Source organism: Kocuria oxytropis (assembly GCF_040981195.1).
Classification (GTDB): domain Bacteria; phylum Actinomycetota; class Actinomycetes; order Actinomycetales; family Micrococcaceae; genus Kocuria; species Kocuria oxytropis.
The window spans coordinates 18,301-43,416 of sequence record NZ_JAVFXA010000016.1; the positions used below are offsets into that span (position 1 = coordinate 18,301).

The following is a 25,116-nucleotide window of genomic DNA, read 5'->3' on the forward strand; positions in this document are numbered from 1 at the left end:
GGGTTCTCCGTCGGCGTGGACAGCACATTGGTTGATGTGTCCCCAATGCTACCCGGAGAAGCTTTCCGGTGCAAGTAAATGCCGGAGGTGGTCGGGGAGAGGTGGTCAGAGCAGGAAGATCAGCGCCGCCATGACCGCCACGATGCCCAGGAAGACGAACCCCCACGCCTTGAGGTTGTCGGAGTCGTCCTCCTCGGGCTCGGCCGGGCGCGGAGGCCAGCCGCCCGGGCCGGGGCCGAACACCGGTCCCGAGGAACCCGGCCCGGCCGCTCCGGGGCCCGCCGCCGGCTGCTGGCCGGGACCGTACCCGTGACCGCCCAGGCCGGGAGCGTCCTGCCCCGGGGCCCGGCCGGGCGGCGGCGGGGCCGGTGTCGCGGGGCTCACGCCCCACCGCGGCGCCTCGGGGGACTGCGCCAGCGGGGCGTCCGGTGATCCCGCGCCGCGGTCCGCGGGGGTCCCCGGGGAGGGCGCCGGTCCCGCGGCCGCCCCCGGGGACGGCGGAGGGGCCGGGGGCAGCGTCTCGTCCGGGAGCGCGGGACCGTCCTCGCGGTGCCCGCGCTCCGCCTGGGTCAGCAGGCTCACGAACTGCTCGAGCGGCTCGGAGCCGTCGTGCTCCCGCGCCAGGAAGCGCTCGGCGCGGCGGCGCACCACCTTGTAGACGCGACCGTCGTCGGGGATGCCCAGGTCCCGTGCGGCCCGCGCCACGGCCAGCGGGGGCTGCTCGGGCAGGGGGTTCGTGCCCCACTCCAGGAGGCCGGTCAGCAGGGGGCGCTCGAGCACGGAGCCCAGGGCCGCCCGGGCGCCCGGCACCCGGGTCAGCTCCAGCAGCCCGCTCGGCGGGGCGGACGGGCACCCCGGCACGTCGCTGGGCAGCCGGGCGGCGCGCTCGAGCCAGAAGGTGTCGCCGAAGAGGGTGGCGAGCAGGACGGCCGCGGCGAGCCGGTCCTCGCTGGGCGGGGCGTCCTCGGGGCCGCCCTGCTCCCAGTGGGTGCCGAGCGCGCGGCGGGCGGACTCGCCGGCCAGCCGGACGCGCAGCTGCACGTCCTCGGGGCCGCGGGCGGTCTGCGCGGGGCGCTCCACCGCGCGCCGCACCTGGGGGTCGAGCTCGGGGTCCATGGGCCACCTCTCCGTCGTCGTCCGTGGGTCCATGCTCTCAGAGCGTGCTGGGCGCAGGCGGGGAGCCGGGCGGGAGGAACGGGCCGCGCTCAGGCGGGGAGCAGGCTGCGCAGCTGCCCCGCCGCGAGGCGGGACTCGGGGGCCTCGGTGACGGCCCGGACCACCACGACACCGCGCGCGCCGGCCGCCAGGACCTCCGGGAGCCGGGTCTCGTCGATGCCGCCGATGGCGAACCACGGCACGGCCCGCGGCTCCGGCTCCGCGGCGGGCCGGGCCCGGGTCAGCTCGGCGACGGCCCGGACGAACTCCAGCCCGGTGGCCGGGCGCCCCGGCTTGGTGGGGGTGGCCCAGACGGGGCCCGTGCAGAAGTAGTCGACGTCCGGGTCCTCGAGCGCCACCCGGGCCTGGTCGAGGTCGTGGGTGGAGCGCCCGATGAGCACGTCGGGCCCCAGCAGCCGGCGCGCCCGGGCGGGGGAGAGGTCGTGCTGTCCCCCGTGGAAGACGTCGGCGCCCACGAGCGCGGCGATGTCGGCGCGGTCGTTGACGGCGAACAGGGCGTCGTACTCGGCGGCCACCCGGCTCAGCAGGCGCAGCGCGGCGATCTCCTCGTCCGTGTCGATGCTCTTGTCCCGCAGCTGGACGATGTCCGCCCCGCCGGCGTACGCGGCGTGCAGGAAGTCCTCGAGGTCGCCCCGGTCCCGGCGCGCGTCCGTGCACACGTAGAGGCGGGCGGCGCGGAGCTTCTCGGTGCGGGCGCTGCGCAGCGCGGGCCCGGCGGGGACGGAGGGGGCGCGGGTAGACTCGGTCACACGCTGATGATAGGTCAGCGGTTCTGCGGGAGCCCCACCGGGGCTGAGAGGGCGTCCAGCGCCGACCGCCACACCTGATGCGGGTCATGCCGCCGGAGGAAAGGACGAGCCGAGTGACGTCTGCGCACCCCGCCCCGAGCACCGCCCCCCACCCGCCGCCCGGGCAGCCCGAGCACGTCCGGGCCGACGTCGCCGTGGTCGGCGCCGGGGTGATCGGGCTGGCCACGGCCTGGGAGCTGCGCCGCCGGGGCCGCTCCGTGGTGGTGGTGGACCCCGAGCCGGGCTCGGGCGCCAGCCGCGCCGCGGCGGGGATGCTCGCCCCGGTGAGCGAGGTCCAGTACCAGCAGGAGCCCCTGTACCCCCTCATGAGCGCCTCGGCCGCCGCGTACCCGGCGTTCGTGGCGGCGCTCGAGCAGGCCGCCGGCGGGACGGTCGGCCACCGCGCCACGGAGACCCTGGTCTGCGGTGCGGACGCCGCCGACCGGCAGGCCCTGGCGGACCTGCGCGCGCTCCAGGCCCGCCACGGCATGACCGTGGAGCCGCTGTCCCTGCGGGAGGCCCGGGCCCTCGAACCCGCCCTGAGCCCGCGTCTGTCCTCCGCGTCCCGGATCCCCCACGACCACCAGGTGGACCCGCGCCGCCTCGTGGCCGGGCTGCTCGCCGCCCTCACCGCCCCGGAGCTCCCGGACCTCCCGGCCGGGCGGGACGGCGGGCCGGCCCGTCTCGTCCACGGCCTCGCCACGGGGCTGCGCCGCCACGCCGGGGGCGCCGTGACCGGCGTCCGCCTGGCCGACGGCGGCATGGTCTCGGCGGCCTGGACGGTCCTCGCCCCGGGCGCCGGGCTGGGCGAGCTCGAGGGGCTGCCGGAGGACTGGCACCCGCCCCTGCGCCCGGTGCACGGGGACATCCTGCGCGCCCGGGTCCCCGCCGGGTCCCCGGAGCTGCTCGAGCGCACCGTCCGCGGCCTGGTGCACGGGGTGCCCGTCTACCTGGTGCCCCGCACGGACGGCACCGTGGTGATCGGGGCGACCTCCCGCGAGGACGACCTCACCGGTCCCAGCGCCGGCGGCGTGTTCCGCCTGCTGCGCGACGCCCAGGCGCTCGTGCCCGGCGTGGCCGACCTCGAGCTGACCGAGGTGCTGGCCCGCGCCCGGCCCGGCACCCCGGACGACATCCCGTACCTGGGCCGGGTCCGCGACCCGGACGGCTCGTCCGTGCCGGGGCTCGTGGTCTCCACCGGCTACTTCCGCCACGGCGTGCTGCTCGCCCCGCTGGCCGCCCGGCTCGCCGCGCAGCTCGTCACCGGCGCGGACGGGCCCGACCCGGGCGCCGACGCCGCGCACCTCGCCAGCACCGACCCGCACCGCTTCGACCGCCCCGTCGAGGCCCGCAGAGGGGACCCCGAACCGGCCGCCGCCGGACCCGGCCCCCGGACCAGGAGCACCCGATGACCGCCATCACCCTCAACGGCCGCCCGCACGAGGTGACGGCGGAGGCGACCGTCGTCGACCTGGTCGCCGAGACCGTCGGCCGCCCCCTGGGCCCGGACGGCGCCCCGCTGGACGGCGGTCGCCTCGGCGTGGCCGTGGCCGTGGACGCCGCGGTCGTGCCGCGCAGCCGCTGGCGCCGGACGACCGTGGCCGAGGGCCAGGCCGTCGAGATCATCACCGCCGTCCAGGGAGGCTGACGTGCACCCCGGCCCCACCCACGACCCGCTCGTGCTCGACGGCACCGAGCTGTCCTCCCGGCTGATCATGGGCACCGGCGGCCTGAGCTCGCTGCAGACCCTCGAGCAGGCCCTGCTGGCCTCCGGCACGGAGCTGACCACCGTGGCCCTGCGCCGCTACGCCCCCGGTCAGGGCGACTCGCTCTTCGCGCTGCTCGAGCGCAACGACATCCGGATCCTGCCGAACACCGCCGGCTGCTACACCGCCCGGGACGCGCTGCTGACCGCCGAGCTCGGCCGCGAGGCCCTCGAGACCGACTGGGTCAAGCTCGAGGTCATCGCCGACGAGGACACGCTGCTGCCCGACGTGGTGGAGCTCCTCGACGCCACCGAGCAGCTCGTGGCCCGCGGCTTCCGGGTCTTCGCCTACACCTCCGACGACCCGGCCGTGGCCCGGCGCCTCGAGGACCTGGGGGCGGCGGCGGTGATGCCGCTGGGCGCCCCCATCGGCACGGGCCTGGGGATCCTCAACCCCCACAACATCGAGCTCATCGCCTCCCGGGCGTCCGTGCCCGTGGTGCTCGACGCCGGGATCGGCACCGCCTCCGAGGCGGCCCTGGCCATGGAGCTGGGCTGCGACGCCGTGCTGCTGGCCAGCGCCGTCACCCGCGCCCAGGACCCGGTGGCGATGGCCACCGCGATGCGCCACGCCGTGGTCGCCGGCCGGCTCGCGGCCGGCGCCGGGCGGATCCCGGCCCGCCGGCACGCCCGGGCGTCCTCGCCGATGGCCGGGCGGATCGACGGAGCCGCGCCCGGCGACGGGCCCGACACCGGCCCGGGCGACGTGCCGCGTGGGGACTGGGCGCCCGTGGGGGAGCGGCCGTGAGCCCGCTGCGCCCGCTCGTGCCGCCGGGCCCCGAGCTCACCCGCGAGCAGCTCGAGCGCTACGCCCGGCACCTGACCCTGCCCGGGATCGGCCCCCTGGGCCAGCGGCGGCTGAGCAGCGCCCGCGTGCTCGTCGTCGGCGCCGGGGGACTGGGCTCCCCGGCCCTGCAGTACCTCGCGGCGGCGGGGGTGGGGACCATCGGGATCGTCGATGACGACGTCGTGGCGCTCTCCAACCTGCAGCGCCAGGTGGTGCACACGACCGCCGACGTCGGCCGTCCCAAGGCCGACTCCGCGGCCGAGACCGTGACCGCGCTCAACCCGCTGGTCGAGGTCCGCACCCACCCCGTCCGGCTGGCCGCGGACAACGCCGCGCAGCTCCTCGGCGAGTACGACCTGGTCCTGGACGGCGCCGACAACTTCGCCACCCGCTACGTGGTCAGCGACGCCGCCGCCGTGACCGGCATTCCCTGCGTGTGGGGTTCCATCCTGCGCTTCGAGGGCCAGGTCAGCGTGTTCTGGGCCGGGCACGGGCCCACTTACCGGGACCTCTACCCCGAGGCCCCGCCGGACGGGGAGGTGCCCAGCTGCGCCGAGGGCGGGGTCTTCGGCATGCTCCCCGCCACGGTCGGCTCCGTCATGGTCACGGAGGCCGTCAAGCTCATCACGGGCACCGGCGAGCCCCTGCTCGGCCGGGTGCTGCTGCACGACGCGCTCGCGATGACCTGGCGCGAGATGCGCCTGGCACCGGACCCGGACGCCTCCCCGGTCACCGCGGTGGCAGAGCCCGCCGCCGTCCGCGCGCTGCCCGGGACGGATCCCGCCGAGACGGTCGGGGCGGCCGAGCTGGCCCGGCTGCTCGAGCGCCGCGCGCGCGGGGAGGCCGCCTTCGCCCTGGTGGACGTGCGCGAGGACTGGGAGCGGGAGCTCGTGGCCATCGACGGCGCCGTGCCCGTGCCCCTGCAGCAGATCCTGGACCGCGGCGCCGACGCCCTGCCGCCGGAGGCCCGCGGGGCCGATCTCGTGCTGCACTGCAAGGCCGGGGTCCGCTCCGCGGCCGCGCTCGCCGCGCTGCGGCCGTTCTTCGCCCAGCGGGAGGAGCGGGTGCGGCACCTCGAGGGCGGCGTGCTCGCCTGGGTGGAGCAGGTGGAGCCGGACCGGCCGGTCTACTGACCCGGTCGGGTACACCACTCCGGTCGACGTGACGGACTGTGACGTCGTCGTGACACCCGATGACGCGCACAGGTCATCGACTGGCTCCGCGGCCCGGCGGTCTGGTGCGATGGCGGACGTCCCATTCAGAGCGGCCGAGAGATCTGGCTCGACGACGCCGCAGCAACCCGTCCCTCCCCGGGGTCAGGGTGCTAACGCCAGAACCGATGGAGATCCCCGGGTCCGTGCTGGGTCCGTGACGTCGGCCGCTGCCGTCACCGGGCCCGTGTCCGGCGTGGCCGGACGGCCGGTTCTCCTCGGTGCGACCGAGAGGACCACGCATGACCCGCACCACGGCCGAGAGGACCACCACCCGTCCCGGCGCCGGCACGAACCTCGCCGCCGGCCTGCCGCGGGACCACGCCGGGCTGAGGGAGCACTTCGGGCCGCTGTTCGCGCAGATCGCCGCCGGCGCCCTGGACCGGGACCTGCGGCGTGTGCTGCCCCACGAGGAGGTCCGCCGGCTGGACCGGGCCGGGTTCGGTGTCCTGCGCGTCCCGGAGGCCCACGGCGGTCCCGGGGTCAGCGTCGAGGACTTCACCCGGCTGCTGGTCGACCTGGCCGAGGCCGACTCCAACATAGCCCACCTCTACCGGTCCCACCACGGCTTCGTGGAGTCCCTGCGCTTCCTGCCCCGGCGGCTCCAGGACGTCTGGTACCCGCGGGTGCTGGCCGGGGCCACCGTCGGCAACGCCTCCACGGAGAAGGGCGGCAACGCGCTCGGCACCCTGAACACCGTGCTGAGCCGGACGGCCGCGGGGTGGGAGCTCACCGGGCGGAAGTTCTACGCCACCGGCTCGGTCTTCTCCGACTACACCCGCGTCTCGGCCGCCCTCGACCACGGGGACGGGCGCCGCTTCGCCGTGGTCGCCACGGACGCCGAGGGCGTCACGCTGGAGGACGACTGGGACGGCTTCGGCCAGAAGCTCACCGGCACCGGCACCGCGGTCTTCGACCGCGTGCACGTCCCGGACGACGCCGTGCTGGACCGCACCGCCGGCAGCGCGGAGGCCGTCCACGAGGCCGCCTTCTTCCAGCTGGTGCTGCTGGCCGTGCTGGCCGGCATCGCCCGGGCCGCCCGGCGGGACGCCGTGGAGACCATCGCCGCCCGCCGGCGCACCTTCAACACCGGGCTCGGCCTGCCCTTCCGCGAGGACCCGCTGATCCAGGAGGCCACCGGCCGGATCTCCGCCAAGGCCTTCGCGGCCGAGGCCACCGTGCTGCACGCCGCCCGCGCCCTGGACGCCGGGATCGCCGCCGCCGTCGCGGCCGGCGCCGACCGCCCCGACGCCACGGGCGCCCTCCCGGCGGCGCTGCACGAGTCCGAGATCGCCGTGGAGCACGCCCAGGTCACCGTGCCGGAGCTGGCGCTCGGCGCGGCCCAGGACCTGTTCCTCACCGTGGGCGCCTCCGCCACGTCCACCGCCAAGGGGCTGGACCGGCACTGGCGCAACGCCCAGACCGTGGCCACCCACAACCCGATCGCCTTCCGCGCCCGCGCCCTCGGCGACTACCTCATCAACGGCACCCTGCCGGAGGGCCTGAACGCCATCGGCGACGCGAGGACCGCCGCGCGGACCACCACCGACCGAACCCCAGGAGCCTGACGCATGACCACCCCGACCCCGACCGCCGCGGGACGCAGCAGCGTCGTCCACGGCAAGAAGCGCGTCCTGGCCTCGGCCTTCGCCGGCACCACCATCGAGTGGTACGACTTCTACCTCTACGGCACCGCCGCCGCGCTGGTCTTCAACGTCCAGTTCTTCCCCATGGCCACCGAGCTCGGCGGCATCGTCGCCTCCTTCGCCACCCTCGCGGTCGGGGTGATCGCCCGGCCCCTGGGCGGGATCATCGCCGGGCACCTGGGCGACCGGATCGGCCGCAAGGCCCTGCTGGTGGCCTCCCTGCTGCTCATGGGCGTGGCCTCCACCCTGATCGGGCTGCTGCCGACCTACGACGTGATCGGGTGGTGGGCCGTCGTCGGGCTCGTGGTGCTGCGCATCCTGCAGGGCCTGTCCACCGGCGCCGAGTGGGGCGGCTCCGCGCTGCTGAGCGTGGAGCACGCACCGGCCCGGCACCGCGGGTTCTTCGGCTCCTTCACCCAGATCGGCTCCTCGGCCGGCATGCTGCTGGCCACCGGAACGTTCTTCATCGTGCAGAACGTCCTGAGCGCCGAGCAGTTCGCCGCCTACGGCTGGCGCATCCCCTTCCTGCTCTCGGCCCTGCTGGTGGCGGTCGGCCTGTGGATCCGCCTCGGCGTGGCCGACGCCCCGGAGTTCCTGGAGCACCGGGCCTCGGGCAACGTGGCCAAGGCCCCGCTGCGGGAGCTGCTGGTCCACCACCGCCGCCCGCTGCTGGTCACCATCGGCCTGCGCCTGGCCCAGAACGCCGTCTACTACCTGGTGACGGTCTACATGCTCACCTACCTGCGGGACGTGCGCGGGGACAGCACCGCCGGCGTGACCGCCGTGATGATCGCCTCGGCCATCGGCCTGTTCTCCACCCCCTTCTGGGGATGGCTCTCCGACCGGGTGGGCCGGAGGGTCGTGTCGGTGAGCGCCTACGCGGCGATCGGCGTCTTCGGCTGGGTGCTGTTCGCCTTCCTCGAGGCCGGGCCGCTCGCCCTGCTCCCGCTCGTGGTGGTCCTCGGCATCAACCTGGTGCACGACGCGATCTACGGACCGCAGGCGGCCTGGTTCGCCGAGCAGTTCCCCGTGCACGTGCGGTACTCGGGCGTGAGCTTCGGCTACCAGGTCGGCACCGTCCTGGGCGGCGGGCTGATGCCGCTGATCGCCGCGCTGCTGTTCGCCGCCGGCGGGGACACCCCGTGGCTGATCGCCGGGTACCTCTCCGTGCTCTCCGTGCTCTCGGTCGCCGCCGCCCTGGCCGCGAAGGACCCCGCCCGTCAGCAGCGCGGCACCGAGCTCACCGACCTGCACACCGTTTCCACCGCGTCCGGCCCCGCCCCGGCCGGCGGCGCCGCCGAGACCGTGGGCGCCGCCGCGACCACCCCCGAGAGGACCACCGTATGACCCGCCCCCTGCTGCTGAACGCCTTCGACATGATGGTGCCCGTGCACCAGTCACCGGGGCTGTGGCGCCACCCGGAGGCCGGGGTCGCCGGCTTCGACACGCTCGAGTACTGGACGTCCCTGGCCCGCACCCTCGAGGAGGGCGGCTTCGCCTCGCTGTTCCTCGCGGACATCCCGGGCGTCTACGACGTGTACGGCGGCGGGACCGAGGCCACGGCCCGCGGGGGAGTGCAGTACCCGGTGCTCGACCCGCTCGTCGCGGTGCCGGCGATGGCCGCGGCGACCGAGCGGATCGGCTTCGGCGTCACCGCCTCGGTCACCTACGAGGCGCCCTACCTGCTGGCCCGCACCTTCGCGACCCTCGACCACTTCACCCGCGGCCGGGTGGCGTGGAACGTGGTGACCTCCTACCAGGACTCCGCCGCCCGGAACCTGGGCATGGACGGGCAGATCCCGCACGACGAGCGCTACGACCGCGCCGACGAGTACATGGAGGTCATGTACAAGCTCCTCGAGGGGTCCTTCGAGCCCGGGGCGGTGACGGCCGACGCCGAGGCCGGGGTCTTCGTGGACCCCGACCTCGCCCACCCGGTCGGCCACGAGGGCACCTGGTTCTCCGTGCCCGGCCACGCCCTGACCCACCCCGGCCCCCAGGGCACCCCGCTCCTGTTCCAGGCCGGCGCCTCGAAGCGCGGTCAGGAGTTCGCCGTGGACCACGCCGAGGCCATCTTCTTCATCGGCAGCACCCCGCAGCTCGTGCGCCGCTGGACCGACGGCGTCCGGGCCGGACTGGCCGAGCGCGGGCGCGCCGAGGACGCCGTGAAGACCTTCACGATGGCCACGGTGGTGGTCGCCGAGACCAACGCCGAGGCCCACGCCCGGCTGGACGGGTACCGCCGGCACGTGGACATCGAGGGGGCCCTGTCCCTGTTCGGCGGCTGGACCGGCGTCGACCTGGCCGGTGCGGACCCCGACGCACCGCTCGAGTACGTGGCCACGGACGCCAACCAGTCCGCGCTCGCCGCGTTCACCTCGCTGTCCCCGGACAAGACGTGGACGGTGCGCGACCTGGCCGAGTTCGTGGCCATCGGCGGCCGCGGGCCCGTGATCGCCGGGGCGCCCGGCACCGTGGCGGACGAGCTCGAACGCTGGCGCGAGGAGGCCGGCGTCGACGGCTTCAACATCTCGGCGGCCGTGCGGCCGGCGGACCTGGAGCGGTTCACCGCGATGGTGTCACCGGAGCTGCGGCGCCGGGGCCTGCTGCCGGAACCCGGCAGCGTCCCCGCCGGCCGCACGCTGCGGGAGGTCCTGACCGGGACCGGTCCGCGGCTGGCCGACGACCACCGGGGGGCCTCCTACCGCCGCTGACACCTTCTCCCGGGACACCTCCTCCCGGGTCCTCGGCGACAGCACCCACCACCGGGCTCCGGCGGCTCACCCGGCCCAGCGCCGTCGGCCCGGGGACGGGCATCCGGCGGAAGGTCGCGTCCCCGGCCGCGGGTCAGCGGATCTCGCGCAGGGAGCCGTCGGTGACGTCGTAGACGAACCCGCGCACGTGGTCCCGGTGCGGGATGAACGGGCTGGCGGCGATCCGTGCCATCGACTGGCGGACGTCGTCGCCGGGATCGGTGAAGGACTCCGGTGACCACGGCGGGCGGATCCCGGTGTCGGCCTCGATCTGGGCCTTGAAGGCGTCGTCGGTGAAGGTGAGCATGCCGCAGTCCGTGTGGTGGATCAGGATGATCTCCCGGGTGCCCAGCAGCCGCTGGCTGATCACCAGGGAGCGGATCTCGTCCTCGGTGATCACCCCGCCGGCGTTGCGGATGACGTGGGCGTCGCCTTCGCGCAGGCCGAGCAGGCCGTAGGGGTTGAGCCGGGCGTCCATGCAGGCCACCACCGCCACCGGCAGGGCCGGGGGCATGGGCAGGTCGCCCTGGGTGAATTCGGCGGCATAGGCCTCGGCGTGGCGCAGAAGGTCGTCGGTGACGCTCATGGCAGGGGCCTTTCCTCGACGGCTGTGGCGGACCGCAGGCCGATGACGGGCTGCGGGTCCGGGTGTCCTCGGACGCCGCGGTCGAACGTCTCCGGGTCCGCCGCGTCCGGTCCTCACCCTAGGACCGGACGTCCCCGCTGAACACCCTTCCCGCCGTCCCGGTCGGTGCTCTGTACGCTGGTGGTGCACGGCATGCCCCAGCGACCGTCGCCGGTCCTGTCAGCACGGTCGCCCCGCGGGTCGCCGGCGGTTCCGCGGAGCGGCCGTGGACCTGCCGACGCCGGGAAGGGGAGTGCTGCACCGATGACCCACCAGACGCAGGAGTACGACGTCGTCATTGCCGGGGGCGGGCTCGCCGGGCGCAGCCTCGCCTGTTTCCTGAGCCGGGAACCGGCGCTGACCGGGGCGCGGATTCTCATCGTCGACGACGCCGGCGATCCATACCCGCACCGCTCCCTGATCTACTGGCACGACGACGCCCTCCCGCTGCCCCTGACTCCCGAGGCCGCGTTCACGAGCCTCGCGGTCGACGCCGGAGCCGCCCCGCGGGTCCTGCCGCTCCGGCGCCACCGCCTGTGCCTCACGTCGTCACGGGCCGTCTTCCGGTGCCTCGACGACGTCATCGACGGCAACCCCCGCATCACCCGTCTCGACGCACGGGTCGCACGGGTGCGGGCCCGTGCCGGCTCGGCGGAGGTGGTCCTCTCCGACGGCCGGCGCCTCACGGCGTCCCACTGCTTCGACAGCAGCCTGCCCCCGACCGGCATCACGGCACCGCTGCTCATGTCGGGCGAGGTGCGCCGGGTGCGCACCGCCCACGACGCCTTCGACCCGTCGACGGCCACCTTCATCGATTTCCGGTCCGGTGCACGGCACCCCGTGCACTTCCACTGCGTCCTGCCGATCTCGGCCCGAGAGGCCGTCGTCGAAGTCACCCGCATCGTGCCGGGGACGGCTCCCGACGCGGGATTCTCGTTCGACCGGGCGACGTCGGCCTACCTGCGCACCGTGTGGGGTGTCAGCAGGTACTCCTCGGTGTCGGTGGAACGCGGCTCCATCCCCTTGGGCGTCCGCCCCGGTCCGGCCCGCGGCCGCCACGTGCGCATCGGATCTCCCTCGGGGGTGGTCAAGGCCACCACCGGGTACGGCTTCACCCGCATCCTGCGCCAGACCCGGCACATCGCCTCCACGCTCGCCTCCACCGGGTCACCCGAGACACCCCGGCCGTCCCCGCGCTTCCGCTGGTACGACAGACCCGTGCTCCGGATGTGGGAACGCGATCCCGAACTCGCGGTGGAGTTCATGAGAGCCGCGTTCACCGCGGGCGATGCCGATCTCGTCCTCGACTTCCTCGACGAGCGCACCACGTTCGCCCAGGAACGTGGGCTGCTCGGGTCCATGCCGGTCAGGATGCTCCTGCAGCCGCGCCTGTGGACCTGAGCCCGTCACCGGGCGTGCGGCGTGGGATCCTGCGATCAGTGGTGCGAGGATCAGTCGACAGAGGGGGTGGCCGGTGCGTCGCAGCCAGCAGGACGGCCGGGGGCGGCAGCCAGCCGGGTCACCGGTGCGCGGACCCCGGCAGATCGTGGTGCTGCTGGGCATCGACGGGTCGGGGAAGACGACCGCGGCGACCGCCCTGGCGGCTGCGGCACGGGAGGCCGGGGTCCCGGCCGTCGTGCTGCGCAACCGGTCCGGTCGCCGCTGGCTGGCCCGTGTCTCGGCACGGTGCGGACCGGAGGTGCCGGTGCGGTGGGCGGACCGCTTCGAGACCGGCGTGCGGGTTCTCAACGTCCTGGTGTCCGAGGTCCGGGCCCGGCGCCGGCAGGGTCTGGTGATCATCGACCGCCACCTGGTGTGCCAACTGGTGCTGCGCCGTGGCCGCGGACTGTTCCCCGGCCGCTGGTTGCCGTGGGCGGCCCTCCGGGCGCTGCGTCCGCACACGGTGGTCGTGCTCGATGTCCCGGCCGAGGTCGCCCAGCAGCGAATCCTGCGCCGCGGAGAGGACCACGAGTCGCTGGACTACCTGCGGACCGCCCGCACCGCCTACCTGGAGCTCGCGTCCGCCTCGGGGTGGCGCGTCGTGGACGCGACCGTCACCACCGACGTGCTGGTCATCCGGATCCTGGACGCCGTGGACGCCCTGGACCGCTGAGCCCCGTCCCGCCGCGCGGGGCGCCGGGGTCATCTCCCCGGCCGCCGCGTCGCTGGGCGGGCCCGGGGACGCCGGGACCGAGGGCTGAACCCGTCGGTCCCGGCGCGCGGACGGCCCGGCGAGGTGCCCGGCTCAGGAGGCGATGACCTTCGGCACCCCGAGCGCCTTGAGGCCCTCGACGCCGAACTCCACGCCCTGGCCCGAGCTCTTGATGCCGCCGAAGGGCATCCGGGGGTCGACGGCGCCGTGCTTGTTGATCCACACCGTGCCGGCCTGGATCCGGGCGGCGACCCGGCCCGCCAGGTCGAGGTCGGAGCCCCACACCGAGGCGCCGAGGCCGACGTCCAGGCGGTTGGCCATGCGCACGGCCTCGTCCACGGTGGAGTACTTCACGATCGGCAGCGCGGGCCCGAACTGCTCCTCGACCACGAGGGCGTTGTCGTCGTCGAGGTCGGCCACGAGCGTGGCCGGGTAGAAGTACCCGGGCTGCTCGTCGACCGGGTCGCCGCCGAGCAGCACTCGCCCGCCGCCGGCCCGGGCCTTCTCCACGAGATCGGCGACGATGTCGTACTGGGCCTTGTTCTGCAGCGGGCCCAGCACGTTCTTCTCGTCCCGCCCCTCGCCCATCGGCATGGCGGCCGCGACCTCGGTGAGGGCCTCGCACACGGCGTCGTATACGTCCTCGTGGACGTAGAGCCGCTTGAGCGCCGCACAGGTCTGACCGGTGTTGATGAACGCCCCCCAGAACAGCCCCTCGGCGATGGCCTGCGGGTCCGCGTCCGGGAGCACGATGCCGGCGTCGTTGCCGCCGAGCTCCAGCGTCAGCCGGGTCAGGGAGTCCGCCGCGGAGCGCATGATCGCCTTGCCCGTGGCGGTCGAGCCGGTGAACATCAGCTTGTCCACCCCGGCGTGCTTCGACAGCGCCTCGCCGACCTCCCGGCCGCCCGCCACCACGGTCAGCAGCCCCTCGGGCAGCACCTGGTTGAGGACGTGCGCCAGCCCCAGGACGGACAGCGGGGTGTACTCCGAGGGCTTGGCCACCACGGTGTTGCCCATCCGCAGGGCCGGGGCGATCTGCCAGACGGAGATCATCATGGGCCAGTTCCAGGGGCTGATGGCCCCGACGACGCCGACGGGGTCGTAGTGCAGGACGGCGCGCCCGGTCTCGTCGTCGAAGAGCGTCTCGGGCTCCAGGGGCAGCGAGGCCGTGGCACGCAGCCAGGCGACGGCGCCGCCGACCTCGAACAGGGCGTTCGGCCCGTGGTGCACCGGCTTGCCCTGCTCGCGCGAGAGCAGCTCGGCGAGGGCGGCGGCGCTGGCCTCGACGGCGTCGGCGGCCCGCAGCAGCAGCGCCGACCGCTCGGCGTCCGGGACCGCGGCCCACTCGGGCTGCTTTCCCCGTGCCCGGGTCAGCGCCTGCTCGAGGTCCTCGACGGTGGACTCGTGGACGCGGCCGACCAGCTCCCCGGTGGCCGGGTCGAGGATCTCCCGGCCGTCGGGAGCGGTGATCGCCGCGAGCAGCTCGTCGTAGCCGAGCGAGGGGGCGGGGGCGGTCGTCGTGGTGGTCGTCGTGGTCACGGAGGGCTCCTTCGGTGGAACGGATCAGTGCTGCCCTCATCGTGACGCACGCCACGTCGGCCCGTCTTGTCCGCCAGGGCGCGGTTCTTGACGCAGAGCGCGGGATGACCGGCTCCATCGCCGCGCTCCCGGTCAAGGGGTCGGCGCTCCTGGGCAAGGCGGCCGGGTGTGGGCACGATCACACTGGAGGCATGAGCAACGAGACCGCCACAACCTACGTCGTCGTCGGCGCCGGCACCGCCGGCAGCATCCTGACCCGCCGCCTCCTGGACGCCGGCCACGCGGTGATCCTCCTCGAGGCCGGCGAGCACGACCTCAACCCCGCGATCCACTCCGTGTCCCGCCTGGGGGAGCTGTGGCACTCCGCCGAGGACTGGGACTACTTCACGGTGCCGCAGCGGCACGCGGACGGCCGGGTCATCCACTGGCCCCGCGGCCGGGTGCTCGGCGGCTCCCACGCGCTCAACGCCACCATCTGGGTGCGCGGAGCGGCCCAGGACTACGACGCCTGGGCCGCCGACGGGTGCCCCGGGTGGTCCTGGGCCGACGTGCTGCCGTGGTTCACGGCGCTGGAGACCTACGTCCCGCCCGCCGGTGCCGCCCCGGACGGGAGCCGCGGCACCGACGGCCCGGTGCCCGTGGTCCAGGACTACCCGCTGAACCCGATCTTCGAGTCCATCGTCGAGGCCGCCGAGCACGTGGGCGTGCCCCGCAACGAGGACTACAACGCCGGCACGCTCGACGGCGTCTCCCAGCAGCAGATCAACGTCCGGGACGGGAAGCGCTTCAACACCTGGATGGCCTACGTCAAGCCGGTGGCGGAGCACCCGCGGCTGACCCTGCGCACCGGCGTGCTGGTGCAGAAGGTCCTCCTCGAGGACGGCCGGGCGGCCGGCGTGGCCGTCGTGCCCTTCGACGCCCCGGAGGGCGCGCCCGAGGAGATCCGCGCGGACGAGGTGATCCTGTGCGCCGGGGCGCTGGACTCGCCCAAGATCCTGCTGCGCTCCGGGATCGGCCCGGCCGGGCACCTGGCCGAGGTGGGGGTCCCCGTGGTCCACGACCTGCCGGGGGTCGGGGAGAATCTCCACGACCACCTGCTGGCCCCCGTCATCGCCGAGGCGACGGGGCGCACGATCGAGCACCCCGAGTCCGACTGGTCCGTCACCCAGACGCACCTGTTCTGGCGCTCCCGCCCGGACCTGGACGCGCCCGACACGCAGCCCATCCACTTCTCGGTCCCGATGTACGACGACGGGATGACGGGGCCGATGAACGCCTTCACCCTGCACTCCGGGCTGGTCCGGCCGTACTCGCGGGGGACCGTGCGGCTCACGGGCCCGGGGATCGCCGACCCCGTGGAGCTCGACCCGAACATCTTCGACGACCCGCGCGACCGCGAGGCGCTGCTGGCGTCCTTCCGGCAGGCCCGCGAGATGGTCGCGGCACCGCCCCTGGCGCAGGGGTGGGGCGCCGTGGAGCTCTGGCCCGGTGCGGAGGTCCGCACCGAGGAGGACGAGATCGCCTACCTCAACAGGTTCGTCACCACCTATCACCACCAGGTCGGCACCTGCCGGATGGGCACGGGTCCGGACGCGGTGGTCTCGCCCGAGGACCTGCGCGTGCACGGGATCGGCGGTCTGCGGGTGGTGGACGCCTCGGTCATGCCGCGGGTGCCCAGCGGCAACACGAACGCGCCCACGGCGATGATCGCCGAGCGCGCCGCGGCCCTCATCACCGACGGGCGGGCGGCGTCCCCTGCCGAGGAGACGGTGGGCACTGCCCGCTGACCCCCGGGACGGGGGCGCGTCAGCTCCGCCCACGTCTCTCGCCGACCGGACGTCTGCATGGTCTACTGGAGTCCACCCGAACGGCAGGTGCCGCGGCGGCCACAGGAGTCCCGGCGGCCGTGATCACCCACGCAGTGAACACCCGAGGAAGGCAGACGAGTGGCGACGACGAAGACGGTTCTCGAGGCGACCCTGGACATGTTCCGCGCGCAGGGGATGACCACGATCTTCGGCAATCCCGGCTCCAACGAGCTTCCGTTCCTGGCGGGTCTCGACGACGACTTCGACTTCGTCCTGGGCCTGCACGAACAGGTGGTGGTGGGCATGGCCGAGGGCTATGCCCGGGTGACCGGCCGTCCTGCGCTGGTGAACCTGCACGCGGCCTCCGGATCGGGCAACGCGATGGGGGCACTGACCAACGCCCACTACGGCCACATCCCCATGGTCGTGCTCGCCGGGCAGCAGGTGCGCCGCACCGTCGGGCAGGAGGCGATGCTGGCCAGCGCGGACGCCTCGCTCCTGCCGGCGCCGCTGGTCAAGTACTCCCACGAGCCGCTGGCCGCCGCCGATGTGCCCCGGACGCTCACGCAGGCGGTCCTCGAGACCTCCACCCCGCCGTGCGGGCCGGTCTACGTCTCGGTGCCGCTCGACGACTGGGCCGAACCCGCCCTGGCCGACGACGCCCTGCTCGCCCACCGGTCGGTCAGCAGCCCCGGAGGCCTCACCGACGACCTGGCGCAGGAGCTGGTGGACGTCCTCGACGGCGCACAGCGGCCCGCCCTGGTGGTGGGTCCCCAGGTCGACGCCGCCGCGGTCCAGGACCCCGCCGTCTTCGACGCCGTGGTCTCCCTGGCGGAGAAGACCGATGCGTCCGTGTACGTCGCCCCCTCGCCCTCGCGCGGCCCGTTCCCCACCACCCACCCCAACTTCGCCGGGGTCCTCGTCCCGGGGATCAGATCCGTGCGCGACCGCCTCGACGGCCACGACGTCGTCCTCGTCCTGGGCGCCGCCGTCTTCCGCTACCACCGCTGGGAACCGAGCACCTACCTCGCCGACGGCACCCACGTCGTGCAGGTCACCCAGGACGCCCGGGAGGCGACCCGGGCACCGTTCGGCCGCTCCGTCGTCGCGGACGTGGCCCGCACGGCGACCGTCCTGGCCGAGGGGGTCAGGGACCGGGGGAGACGGCGCGGCGAGCCCGGATCCCGTGAACTGCCCGCGGCCAGGACCTCGCCGGAGGGGATGACCGGCACCGAGATCCTGGAGGTGCTCAACGCCCACGTCAACGACACCGTCGCCTATGTCAACGAGACCACCACCCTGGACCTGGACTATCTGGAGCGCATCGCCATCGACCGCCCGGGCAGGTACCACTTCCCGGCCTCGGGCGGCCTGGGATTCGGCCTGCCGGTCGCGGTGGGGATGTCGATCGGTGACCCCGCGAAGACCGTCGTGGCGACCGTGGGCGACGGCTCCGCGAACTACGGCATCACCGCGCTCTACACCGCGGCCCGGCGGCGGACGCGGACCGTGTTCGTCATCGTCAACAACTCCGGCTACGGGGCCCTCGCCGGCTTCGCCCGGCGCATGGGAGTGCCCGACGTGCCGGGGCTGCAGCTGGGGGGCATCGACTTCGTCTCGATCGCCGAGGGCTACGGTGTCCCGGCGCGGCGCACCACCACCCGCGCGGAGTTCGAGGAGGCCTACCAGGAGGCGCTCGTGAGCACCGGTCCGGTGCTCATCGACGCCCAGGTGGTCAACGACTGACAGGGAGCGCGCGTCCTCGACGTGCCACCGTGACGGCGGCGAGGTGACGCGTGCCGCCGCGGCCCCCCCCGGCCGTGCAGGAGCCGGTCCGGGCCCGGAGCCCTCGGCCGAGCCCCGGACCGCCGGCGTCCGGGACATCCCCGACGGCCCGTGCCTCCGTGCAGGGCGGCCCTCGCCCGCACCGGCACCGACGACTCACGCGTCCCCCGTCTCTCCTTCCTCGTGCCCGGGGTCGCCGTCGCGCAGATGACGTGCGGCCCGTCCGAGGGGTGGCGCCGATCACGTCGCATCGTATACGATCGCTCCCAAGAGATCTGGGCCACACCCACAGGCGTGCTGGACCCGGAGCACCCCTTCCGAGACCACGAAGGCAGGACGGCATGGCAGAGACGACACCGGTTCCTCCCGGGGCCACCGGCCCCGTTGACTTCACCGAGCGGGCGAACCGCCCCGGGAAGGTCATCGCCCTGCACCTGAACTACCCCTCCCGCATCGCCCAGCGGGGCCGCTCCCCGAAGTTCCCCGGCTACTTCCTCAAGGCCGGGACCTCCATCGCCCGGACCGGCGCCACGATCGAGCGCCCGGCCGGCACCGAGCTGCTGGCCTACGAGGGCGAGATCGCGCTGGTCATCGGGCAGACGTGCCGCCGCGTGCGTCCGGAGGACGGCTGGTCCAAGGTCGTCGGCATCACCGCCGCCAACGACTGGGGCCTGTACGACCTGCGCCATGCCGACAAGGGCTCCAACGTGAAGAACAAGTCCGGGGACGGCTACACCCCGCTGGGCCCGGGCGTCATCCCGGCCGCCGGGCTCGATCCGGCCGCGCTGCGCGTCCGGACCTGGGTCAACGGGGACCTCGTCCAGGACGACACCACCGAGGCGCTGGTCTTCCCCTTCGGCCAGCTCGTGGCGGACCTGTCCCAGCTCATGACCCTGGAGGAGGGGGACGTCATCCTGACGGGTACCCCGGCCGGCTCCTCCGTGGCCCAGCCGGGCGACGTCGTCGAGGTCGAGGTGGACGCCCCCGGGGCGCCCGGCGCTCCCTCCAGCGGACGGCTGGTCACCCGCGTGGTCGCCGGCGAGGAGCCGATGGCGCCCTACGGGCACGGCCCGCAGGTGGACGACACCCAGCGGGAGGAGGCCTGGGGCTCGCGCGAGGCCGCCGGCCTGCCGCCGGCCGCGGCGGACCCCGAGCCCTACCACTACGTGCCCTCCACCCCGGCCCCCGACCGCAGCCTGCTCACCGACGAGCTCAGGGCGAAGATCAACGGGACGGCCGTGGCCACCATCACCGCGCAGCTGCGCAAGCGCGGCATCGACAACGCCACGATCGACGGCGTGCGGCCCACCCATCCCGGCCGCCGCATCCTCGGCTACGCCAAGACGCTGCGCTACGTGCCCAACCGGGAGGACCTGTTCACGGCCTTCGGCGGCGGCTTCAACGCCCAGAAGCGCGCCATGGACACGGTGGAGCCGGACGACGTGGTGGTCATGGAGGCCCGCGGCGAGAAGGGCACCGGCACCCTCGGCGACGTCCTCGCCCTGCGGGCCAAGGTGCGCGGCGCCGGTGCGGTGATCACCGACGGCGGCGTGCGGGACAGTGCCGCCGTGGCCGAGGTCGGCATCCAGGTCTACTCCAACGGCGCCCACCCGGCCGTGCTCGGCCGCCGCCACATCCCCTGGGAGGTCGGCGGCACGGTGGCCTGCGGCGGGACCACCGTCCAGCCGGGCGACATCGTCATCGGCGACGACGACGGCGTCGTGGTCGTCCCCCCGCAGCTGCTGGCCGAGGTGATCGCCGACGCCTGGGAGCAGGAGCAGCAGGACGCCTGGGTGTACGACCGGGTGGCCGAGGGCCACCCGGTGGACGGACTGTTCCCGCCCAACGCCGAGTGGAAGCGCAAGTACCAGGAGTACCGGCAGTCGAGCGCCGGCCGGGACGCCCGGTGAGCACCGAGGTCCTCCGGTCGAAGTCGGAGCTGGCCTACCAGGCCATCCTCGAGGGCGTCCAGCAGGGCCGCTTCGCCCCGGGCAGCCGCCTGGTGCTGGCCCAGCTGGCCGCCGAGCTCGAGATGTCCGTGGTGCCGGTCCGCGAGGCCGTGCGCAGGCTCCAGCAGGACGGCCTGGTGGCCTACCAGCGCAACGTCGGCGCCACCGTGGTGGGCATCGACCCCGTGGAGTACCGGAACACCATGGAGACCCTGGCGCTGGTCGAGGGGTTCTCCACCGCCCAGTGCGCGCCCCTGGTCACCGAGGCCGACCTGCAGCAGGCCCGCGGGATCAACGACCGGATGCGCCGGGTGCTGGACGACTTCGACCCGGTGGCGTTCACCGCGCTGAACCAGCAGTTCCACTCCACCCTCTACGAGCACCACCAGAACGCCCACATCCTCGACCTGGTGCACCGCGGCTGGAACCGGCTGGCGGCCCTGCGCTCGTCCACCTTCGCCTACGTCCCCGGCCGGGCCCGTGCCTCCGTGGAGGAGCACGACCACCTGCTGGACCTCATCGCCGAGGGCGCCCCCTTCGACGCCGTCGAGGCCGCCGCGCGACAGCACCGGCTCAACACGCTCGACGCCTACCTGGCGTCACGCACCACACCTCAGGACACCGCACCCCGAAAGGACACCCCATGAGCACCGAGACCACCACGGACACCGCCCAGCGCTGGGTGCCGGCCCACCTGCCGGAGAAGATCCAGCACTACATCAACGGCGAGCACGTCGACTCGGTCGACGGCGATACCTTCGACGTGCTGGACCCGGTCACCAACCAGCCCTACCTGAAGGCCGCCTCCGGCAAGGTCGCCGACATCGACGCCGCCGTCGCCGCGGCCAAGGACGCCTTCGAGAACGGCCCGTGGCCCACCATGCTCCCGCGCGAGCGCTCCCGGGTGCTGCACCGGATCGCCGACATCGTGGAGACCCGCGGCCAGGACCTGGCCGAGATGGAGTGCTTCGACACGGGGCTGCCGATCAAGCAGGCGCTCGGCCAGGCCAACCGCGCCGCCGAGAACTTCCGCTTCTTCGCGGACCTGATCGTCGCCCAGGCCGACGACACCTACAAGGTGCCCGGCCGCCAGGTGAACTATGTCAACCGCAAGCCGATCGGCGTGGCCGGGCTCATCACCCCGTGGAACACCCCGTTCATGCTGGAGTCCTGGAAGCTGGGCCCGGCGCTGGCCACCGGCAACACCGTGGTGCTCAAGCCCGCGGAGTTCACCCCGCTGTCCGCGTCCCTGTGGCCGGGCATCTTCGAGGAGGCCGGTCTGCCGGCCGGGGTGTTCAACATCGTCCACGGCTTCGGCGAGGAGGGCTTCGCCGGCGACTCCCTGGTCAAGCACCCGGACGTCCCGCTGATCTCCTTCACCGGCGAGTCCCGCACCGGCCAGATCATCTTCGGCAACGCCGCGCCGTACCTCAAGGGCCTGTCCATGGAGCTGGGCGGCAAGTCCCCCGCCGTCGTCTTCGAGGACGCGGACCTGGAGGCGGCCATCGACGCGACGATCTTCGGGGTCTTCTCCCTCAACGGCGAGCGCTGCACCGCGGGCTCGCGGATCCTGGTCCAGCGCGGGATCTACGACGAGTTCGTGGCCCGCTACTCCGCCCAGGCCCAGCGCGTGAAGGTCGGCCTGCCGCACGAGGAGACCACCGAGGTCGGCGCCCTGGTGCACCCCGAGCACTTCGAGAAGGTCATGTCCTACGTGGAGATCGGCAAGGGCGAGGCCCGCCTGACCGCCGGCGGCGGCCGTCCGGAGGAGTTCCCCGAGGGCAACTTCATCCAGCCGACCGTCTTCGCCGACGTCTCCCCGGACGCCCGGATCTTCCAGGAGGAGATCTTCGGCCCGGTCGTCGCGATCACCCCGTTCGACACGGACGAGGAGGCCCTGGCGCTGGCCAACAACACCAAGTACGGGCTGGCCGCCTACATCTGGACGAACGACCTGAAGCGGTCCCACAACTTCGCCCAGAACGTGGAGGCCGGCATGGTGTGGCTGAACTCCAACAACGTCCGCGACCTGCGCACCCCCTTCGGCGGGGTGAAGGCCTCGGGGCTGGGCCACGAGGGCGGCTACCGCTCGATCGACTTCTACACCGACCAGCAGGCCGTGCACATCAACCTCGGCGAGGTGCACAACCCGGTCTTCGGCCGCCAGGAGCAGGCCTCCGAGGAGCTCCAGGCCTGACCACCTCGCCGCCCGGCACCCGACCTCCTGACACCCCACCTTCCGAGAGCAAGGACAGCACCATGACCCACCGCGACGACCGGACGATGACGTCCTCCGGCTTCTACGTCTCGCAGGAAGCCCCGATCCGCTCCGACAACCCGATCCCGACTCCTCAGGCCCCCGCGCCGGACATCCTGCGCTGCGCCTACATGGAGCTCGTGGTCACCGACCTGAGGCGTTCGCGGGAGTTCTACGTGGACGTGCTGGGGCTGACCGTGACCGAGGAGGACGAGAGCACCGTCTACCTGCGGTCCCTGGAGGAGTTCATCCACCACAACCTCGTGCTGCGCCAGGGCCCGGTGGCCGCCGTGGCCGCCTTCTCCTACCGTGTGCGCACCCCCGAGGACCTGGACCGGGCCGTGGCCTTCTACGAGGAGCTCGGCTGCCGCGTGGAGCGCCGATCGGAGGGCTTCACCAAGGGCATCGGCGACTCGGTGCGCGTCGAGGACCCGCTGGGCTTCCCGTACGAGTTCTTCCACGACGTCGAGCACGTCGAGCGGCTGGCCTGGCGCTACGACCTGTACACCCCGGGTGCCCTGGTCCGCCTGGACCACTTCAACCAGGTCACCCCGGACGTGCCGCGCGCCACGAAGTTCATGCAGGACCTGGGCTTCCGCGTCACCGAGGACATCCAGGACGACGAGGGCACCGTGTACGCCGCCTGGATGCGCCGCAAGCCGACCGTGCACGACACCGCCATGACCGGCGGCGACGGCCCGCGCATGCACCACGTCGCCTTCGCCACCCACGAGAAGCACAACATCCTGGCGATCTGCGACAAGATGGGCGCCCTGCGCCTCTCCGACCGCATCGAGCGCGGGCCCGGCCGCCACGGCGTCTCCAACGCGTTCTACCTCTACATCCTCGACCCGGACGGCCACCGGATCGAGATCTACACCCAGGACTACTACACCGGCGACCCGGACAACCCGGTCGTCACCTGGGACGTGCACGACAACCAGCGCCGTGACTGGTGGGGCAACCCGGTGGTCCCGTCCTGGTACACCGAGGCCTCCCTGGTCCTGGACCTGGACGGCAACCCGAAGGAGGTCGTGGCCCGCACCGACGACTCCGAGATGGAGGTCACCATCGGCGCCGACGGCTTCTCCTACACCCGCGCCGGCGACGACTCGGGCCGCTACCAGGGCGAGGCCGCCAAGGGCTTCAAGCTCGGACACCAGCTCTGATCCGGGCCGACCGCGGCCGGCCCGCTCCTCGCAGGAGCGGGCAGGCCGCCGTCGGCCCCCGGACAGAGCACCCGCAGAGCAGAGGAGAGGACATGCTGGACCACGACACACACGTGGCGATCGCCGACGAGCTGCACCGGGCCGGGCTGGACCGCACGCCGGTGCCGCGGCTGACCCGGAGGTACCCGCAGATGGAGATCGAGGACTCCTACGCGGTGCAGAGGATCTGGGCGCAGCGGCAGGAGGACGCCGGGCGGACCAAGGCCGGGCACAAGATCGGGCTGACCTCCAAGGCCATGCAGGACGCCACCGGCATCGACGAACCCGACTACGGGGTGATCTTCGACGACCAGGTGGTCGAGTCCGGCCACGTCTACGAGAGGGCGAGGTACACCCACCCGCGCATCGAGATGGAGCTGGCCTTCGTCCTGAAGGAGGACCTCGAGGGCCCCGGCGTGAACCTCTTCGACGTGCTGCGCGCCACCGAGTACGTGGTGCCGGCCCTCGAGGTGCTGGACTCGCGCATCGAGATGGAGGGCCGGACCATCGTCGACACCATCTCGGACAACGCCGCGCTCGGCTCCATGGTGATCGGCGGCCGCCCGGTCGCCCCGGACGCCGTCGACCTGCGCTGGGTCGCCGGGGCGCTGTGGCGCAACCAGGAGATCATCGAGACCGGGGTGGCCTCCGGGGTGCTCAACCACCCGGCCAACGGGGTGCACTGGCTGGCGAACCGGATCGCCGGCCACGGGGACCGGCTGGAGGCCGGGGAGATCATCCTCGCCGGGTCCTTCACCCGCCCCATGTGGGTCTGCGCCGGGGACACCGTCTACGCCGACTACGGACAGTTAGGGACCATCACATGCCGATTCGCCTAGAACCGCAGCCCAGCCTCAAGGACCTGTTCACCACTCCGGCGCGCGCCGGGCGCAACGGCCGCCCCGCCGCCGGGATGTTCGTCAGCTCCGGCGACCCGTCGACCACCGAGATCTGCGCGTCCGCCGGTCTGGACTACCTGCTGCTCGACGGCGAGCACGCGCCGCTGGGGCTGGAGACCGTCCAGTCCCAGCTGCGGGCCATGGCCGGCTACCCGGTCGTCCCCGTGGTGCGGGTGCCCTCCCTGGACACCGTGCTGGTCAAACAGTTCCTCGACCTGGGCGCACAGTCCCTCGTCATCCCGATGGTGGACAGCGCCGCGGACGCCGAGGCGGCGGTGCGCGCCATGCACTACCCGCCGCACGGGGTCCGGGGCGTCGGTTCCGCGCTCGCCCGCTCGGCGCGGTGGAACCGGATCCCGGACTACCTGAACCGGGCCGCGGACCTCGTCACCCTGGTCGTCCAGGTGGAATCGGCCGCCGCGGTCGGCAACGCCGGGCAGATCGCCGCCGTCGAGGGCGTCGACGGCATCTTCATCGGCCCCTCCGACCTGGCCGCCTCCATGGGGCTGCTCGGTCAGCAGGACCACCCGGACGTGGTCGCGGCCGTGAAGACCGTGATCGACCAGGTCAAGGCGGCCGGGAAGTTCGTCGGTGTCAACGCCTTCGCCGCCGACCGGGCCCGCGACTACGCGGCGGCCGGTGCCGACTTCGTGAACGTCGGCGCCGACGTCGCGCTCCTGGCCCGGGCCACCGAGGCCCTCGCCGACACCTGGTGCGGCACCACCGCACCGACCGACCACCACACCGCCTCCCCGCGTTAGGAGACCC

At 73.8% G+C, this 25,116-nt stretch carries 21 protein-coding genes and 2 riboswitches; of the genes, 17 read left to right on the forward strand and 4 right to left on the reverse strand.

Annotated elements, in window-relative coordinates:
• Positions 1 to 105: 105 nt before the first annotated feature.
• Both QYM41_RS14730 and thiE read right to left on the reverse strand, forming a co-directional pair.
• A complete protein-coding gene (locus tag QYM41_RS14730; protein ID WP_368800531.1) occupies positions 106 to 1,116 on the reverse strand; it encodes a hypothetical protein in 1,011 nt (336 codons plus the stop codon).
• 89 nt (positions 1,117 to 1,205) lie between these two features.
• Positions 1,206 to 1,925 carry a thiamine phosphate synthase gene (gene thiE / locus QYM41_RS14735; RefSeq protein WP_438612603.1) on the reverse strand — a complete coding sequence of 240 codons (720 nt, stop codon included), beginning with the start codon at positions 1,923 to 1,925 and terminating at the stop codon, positions 1,206 to 1,208.
• Positions 1,926 to 1,940: 15 nt separating this feature from the next.
• A riboswitch (TPP riboswitch) is annotated at positions 1,941 to 2,043 on the forward strand.
• Here thiE and thiO point away from each other — a divergent pair.
• The 7 genes from thiO (at position 2,039) to QYM41_RS14770 (ending at position 10,087) form a co-directional block, all read left to right on the forward strand.
• The gene (thiO, locus tag QYM41_RS14740; RefSeq protein ID WP_368800532.1) at positions 2,039 to 3,376 is read left to right on the forward strand and encodes a glycine oxidase ThiO; all 1,338 of its coding nucleotides are present in this window, start codon (positions 2,039 to 2,041) and stop codon (positions 3,374 to 3,376) included. Its footprint overlaps the riboswitch before it by 5 nt.
• Positions 3,373 to 3,612 carry a sulfur carrier protein ThiS gene (thiS, locus tag QYM41_RS14745; RefSeq protein ID WP_368800533.1) on the forward strand — a complete coding sequence of 80 codons (240 nt, stop codon included), beginning with the start codon at positions 3,373 to 3,375 and terminating at the stop codon, positions 3,610 to 3,612. The genes thiO and thiS overlap by 4 nt, the downstream gene beginning before the upstream one ends.
• Before the next feature lies 1 nt (position 3,613).
• Complete coding sequence (locus QYM41_RS14750; RefSeq protein ID WP_368800534.1) at positions 3,614 to 4,477, forward strand: thiazole synthase; 864 nt, start codon at positions 3,614 to 3,616, stop codon at positions 4,475 to 4,477.
• Positions 4,474 to 5,649, forward strand: a complete 1,176-nt coding sequence (moeB, locus tag QYM41_RS14755; RefSeq protein WP_368800535.1) for a molybdopterin-synthase adenylyltransferase MoeB — start codon at positions 4,474 to 4,476, stop codon at positions 5,647 to 5,649. The genes QYM41_RS14750 and moeB overlap by 4 nt, the downstream gene beginning before the upstream one ends.
• Positions 5,650 to 5,767: 118 nt before the next feature.
• Positions 5,768 to 5,862: riboswitch (SAM riboswitch) on the forward strand.
• Positions 5,863 to 5,969: 107 nt separating this feature from the next.
• A complete protein-coding gene (locus tag QYM41_RS14760) occupies positions 5,970 to 7,295 on the forward strand; it encodes an acyl-CoA dehydrogenase family protein (RefSeq protein WP_368800536.1) in 1,326 nt (441 codons plus the stop codon).
• A 3-nt stretch (positions 7,296 to 7,298) separates the two neighbouring features.
• Complete coding sequence (locus tag QYM41_RS14765) at positions 7,299 to 8,720, forward strand: MFS transporter (protein WP_368800537.1); 1,422 nt, start codon at positions 7,299 to 7,301, stop codon at positions 8,718 to 8,720.
• Positions 8,717 to 10,087, forward strand: coding sequence for an LLM class flavin-dependent oxidoreductase (locus tag QYM41_RS14770; protein WP_368800538.1), 1,371 nt, complete (start codon positions 8,717 to 8,719; stop codon positions 10,085 to 10,087). Before QYM41_RS14765 ends, QYM41_RS14770 begins: the two co-directional genes overlap by 4 nt.
• Positions 10,088 to 10,220: 133 nt before the next feature.
• Here the strand turns inward: QYM41_RS14770 and QYM41_RS14775 are convergent, their stop codons facing one another.
• Positions 10,221 to 10,712, reverse strand: coding sequence for a beta-class carbonic anhydrase (locus tag QYM41_RS14775; protein ID WP_368800539.1), 492 nt, complete (start codon positions 10,710 to 10,712; stop codon positions 10,221 to 10,223).
• Between the two features lie 303 nt (positions 10,713 to 11,015).
• On the opposite strand from QYM41_RS14775, the gene QYM41_RS14780 reads away from it, so the two are divergent.
• Together QYM41_RS14780 and QYM41_RS14785 are read left to right on the forward strand one after the other, a co-directional pair.
• Positions 11,016 to 12,152, forward strand: a complete 1,137-nt coding sequence (locus tag QYM41_RS14780; RefSeq protein WP_368800540.1) for a lycopene cyclase family protein — start codon at positions 11,016 to 11,018, stop codon at positions 12,150 to 12,152.
• A gap of 124 nt (positions 12,153 to 12,276) precedes the next feature.
• Entirely contained in the window at positions 12,277 to 12,864 is a 588-nt protein-coding gene (locus QYM41_RS14785; protein ID WP_368800541.1) for an AAA family ATPase, read from the forward strand.
• A gap of 132 nt (positions 12,865 to 12,996) precedes the next feature.
• On the opposite strand, the gene QYM41_RS14790 is transcribed toward QYM41_RS14785, so the two are convergent.
• A complete protein-coding gene (locus tag QYM41_RS14790) occupies positions 12,997 to 14,442 on the reverse strand; it encodes an aldehyde dehydrogenase family protein (RefSeq protein ID WP_368800542.1) in 1,446 nt (481 codons plus the stop codon).
• Positions 14,443 to 14,633: 191 nt separating this feature from the next.
• Between QYM41_RS14790 and QYM41_RS14795 the strand changes: the two genes are divergently transcribed.
• The 8 genes from QYM41_RS14795 (at position 14,634) to QYM41_RS14830 (ending at position 25,109) form a co-directional block, all read left to right on the forward strand.
• A complete protein-coding gene (locus QYM41_RS14795; protein WP_368800543.1) occupies positions 14,634 to 16,229 on the forward strand; it encodes a GMC family oxidoreductase in 1,596 nt (531 codons plus the stop codon).
• A 159-nt stretch (positions 16,230 to 16,388) separates the two neighbouring features.
• On the forward strand, positions 16,389 to 17,996 hold the full coding sequence (mdlC, locus tag QYM41_RS14800) for a benzoylformate decarboxylase (RefSeq protein ID WP_368800545.1): 1,608 nt from the start codon (positions 16,389 to 16,391) through the stop codon (positions 17,994 to 17,996).
• A 380-nt stretch (positions 17,997 to 18,376) separates the two neighbouring features.
• The gene (locus tag QYM41_RS14805; protein ID WP_368800546.1) at positions 18,377 to 19,945 is read left to right on the forward strand and encodes a fumarylacetoacetate hydrolase family protein; all 1,569 of its coding nucleotides are present in this window, start codon (positions 18,377 to 18,379) and stop codon (positions 19,943 to 19,945) included.
• Positions 19,942 to 20,631, forward strand: coding sequence for a GntR family transcriptional regulator (locus QYM41_RS14810; protein ID WP_368800547.1), 690 nt, complete (start codon positions 19,942 to 19,944; stop codon positions 20,629 to 20,631). The genes QYM41_RS14805 and QYM41_RS14810 overlap by 4 nt, the downstream gene beginning before the upstream one ends.
• Positions 20,628 to 22,181: a 5-carboxymethyl-2-hydroxymuconate semialdehyde dehydrogenase gene (hpaE, locus tag QYM41_RS14815; protein WP_368800548.1), complete on the forward strand. Its 1,554-nt coding sequence runs from the start codon at positions 20,628 to 20,630 to the stop codon at positions 22,179 to 22,181. The genes QYM41_RS14810 and hpaE overlap by 4 nt, the downstream gene beginning before the upstream one ends.
• A 62-nt stretch (positions 22,182 to 22,243) precedes the next feature.
• On the forward strand, positions 22,244 to 23,410 hold the full coding sequence (gene hpaD, locus QYM41_RS14820) for a 3,4-dihydroxyphenylacetate 2,3-dioxygenase (protein WP_368800549.1): 1,167 nt from the start codon (positions 22,244 to 22,246) through the stop codon (positions 23,408 to 23,410).
• Positions 23,411 to 23,502: 92 nt separating this feature from the next.
• Positions 23,503 to 24,288, forward strand: a complete 786-nt coding sequence (locus QYM41_RS14825; protein ID WP_368800550.1) for a 2-keto-4-pentenoate hydratase — start codon at positions 23,503 to 23,505, stop codon at positions 24,286 to 24,288.
• Entirely contained in the window at positions 24,273 to 25,109 is an 837-nt protein-coding gene (locus QYM41_RS14830) for an aldolase/citrate lyase family protein (RefSeq protein ID WP_368800551.1), read from the forward strand. The genes QYM41_RS14825 and QYM41_RS14830 overlap by 16 nt, the downstream gene beginning before the upstream one ends.
• The last annotated feature ends 7 nt before the right edge of the window (positions 25,110 to 25,116 follow it).

Excerpts from the sequence above, each read along its gene's own strand:
- QYM41_RS14730 (WP_368800531.1), bottom strand. The coding sequence starts at position 1,116 with ATGGACCCCGAGCTCGACCCCCAGGTGCGGCGCGCGGTGGAGCGCCCC.
- hpaE (WP_368800548.1), top strand. The coding sequence starts at position 20,628 with ATGAGCACCGAGACCACCACGGACACCGCCCAGCGCTGGGTGCCGGCC.
- QYM41_RS14760 (WP_368800536.1), top strand. The coding sequence starts at position 5,970 with ATGACCCGCACCACGGCCGAGAGGACCACCACCCGTCCCGGCGCCGGC.
- QYM41_RS14770 (WP_368800538.1), top strand. The coding sequence starts at position 8,717 with ATGACCCGCCCCCTGCTGCTGAACGCCTTCGACATGATGGTGCCCGTG.
- QYM41_RS14765 (WP_368800537.1), top strand. The coding sequence starts at position 7,299 with ATGACCACCCCGACCCCGACCGCCGCGGGACGCAGCAGCGTCGTCCAC.
- QYM41_RS14825 (WP_368800550.1), top strand. The coding sequence starts at position 23,503 with ATGCTGGACCACGACACACACGTGGCGATCGCCGACGAGCTGCACCGG.
- QYM41_RS14805 (WP_368800546.1), top strand. The coding sequence starts at position 18,377 with ATGGCAGAGACGACACCGGTTCCTCCCGGGGCCACCGGCCCCGTTGAC.
- QYM41_RS14830 (WP_368800551.1), top strand. The coding sequence starts at position 24,273 with ATGCCGATTCGCCTAGAACCGCAGCCCAGCCTCAAGGACCTGTTCACC.
- QYM41_RS14775 (WP_368800539.1), bottom strand. The coding sequence starts at position 10,712 with ATGAGCGTCACCGACGACCTTCTGCGCCACGCCGAGGCCTATGCCGCC.
- hpaD (WP_368800549.1), top strand. The coding sequence starts at position 22,244 with ATGACCCACCGCGACGACCGGACGATGACGTCCTCCGGCTTCTACGTC.
- QYM41_RS14795 (WP_368800543.1), top strand. The coding sequence starts at position 14,634 with ATGAGCAACGAGACCGCCACAACCTACGTCGTCGTCGGCGCCGGCACC.
- QYM41_RS14780 (WP_368800540.1), top strand. The coding sequence starts at position 11,016 with ATGACCCACCAGACGCAGGAGTACGACGTCGTCATTGCCGGGGGCGGG.
- thiS (WP_368800533.1), top strand. The coding sequence starts at position 3,373 with ATGACCGCCATCACCCTCAACGGCCGCCCGCACGAGGTGACGGCGGAG.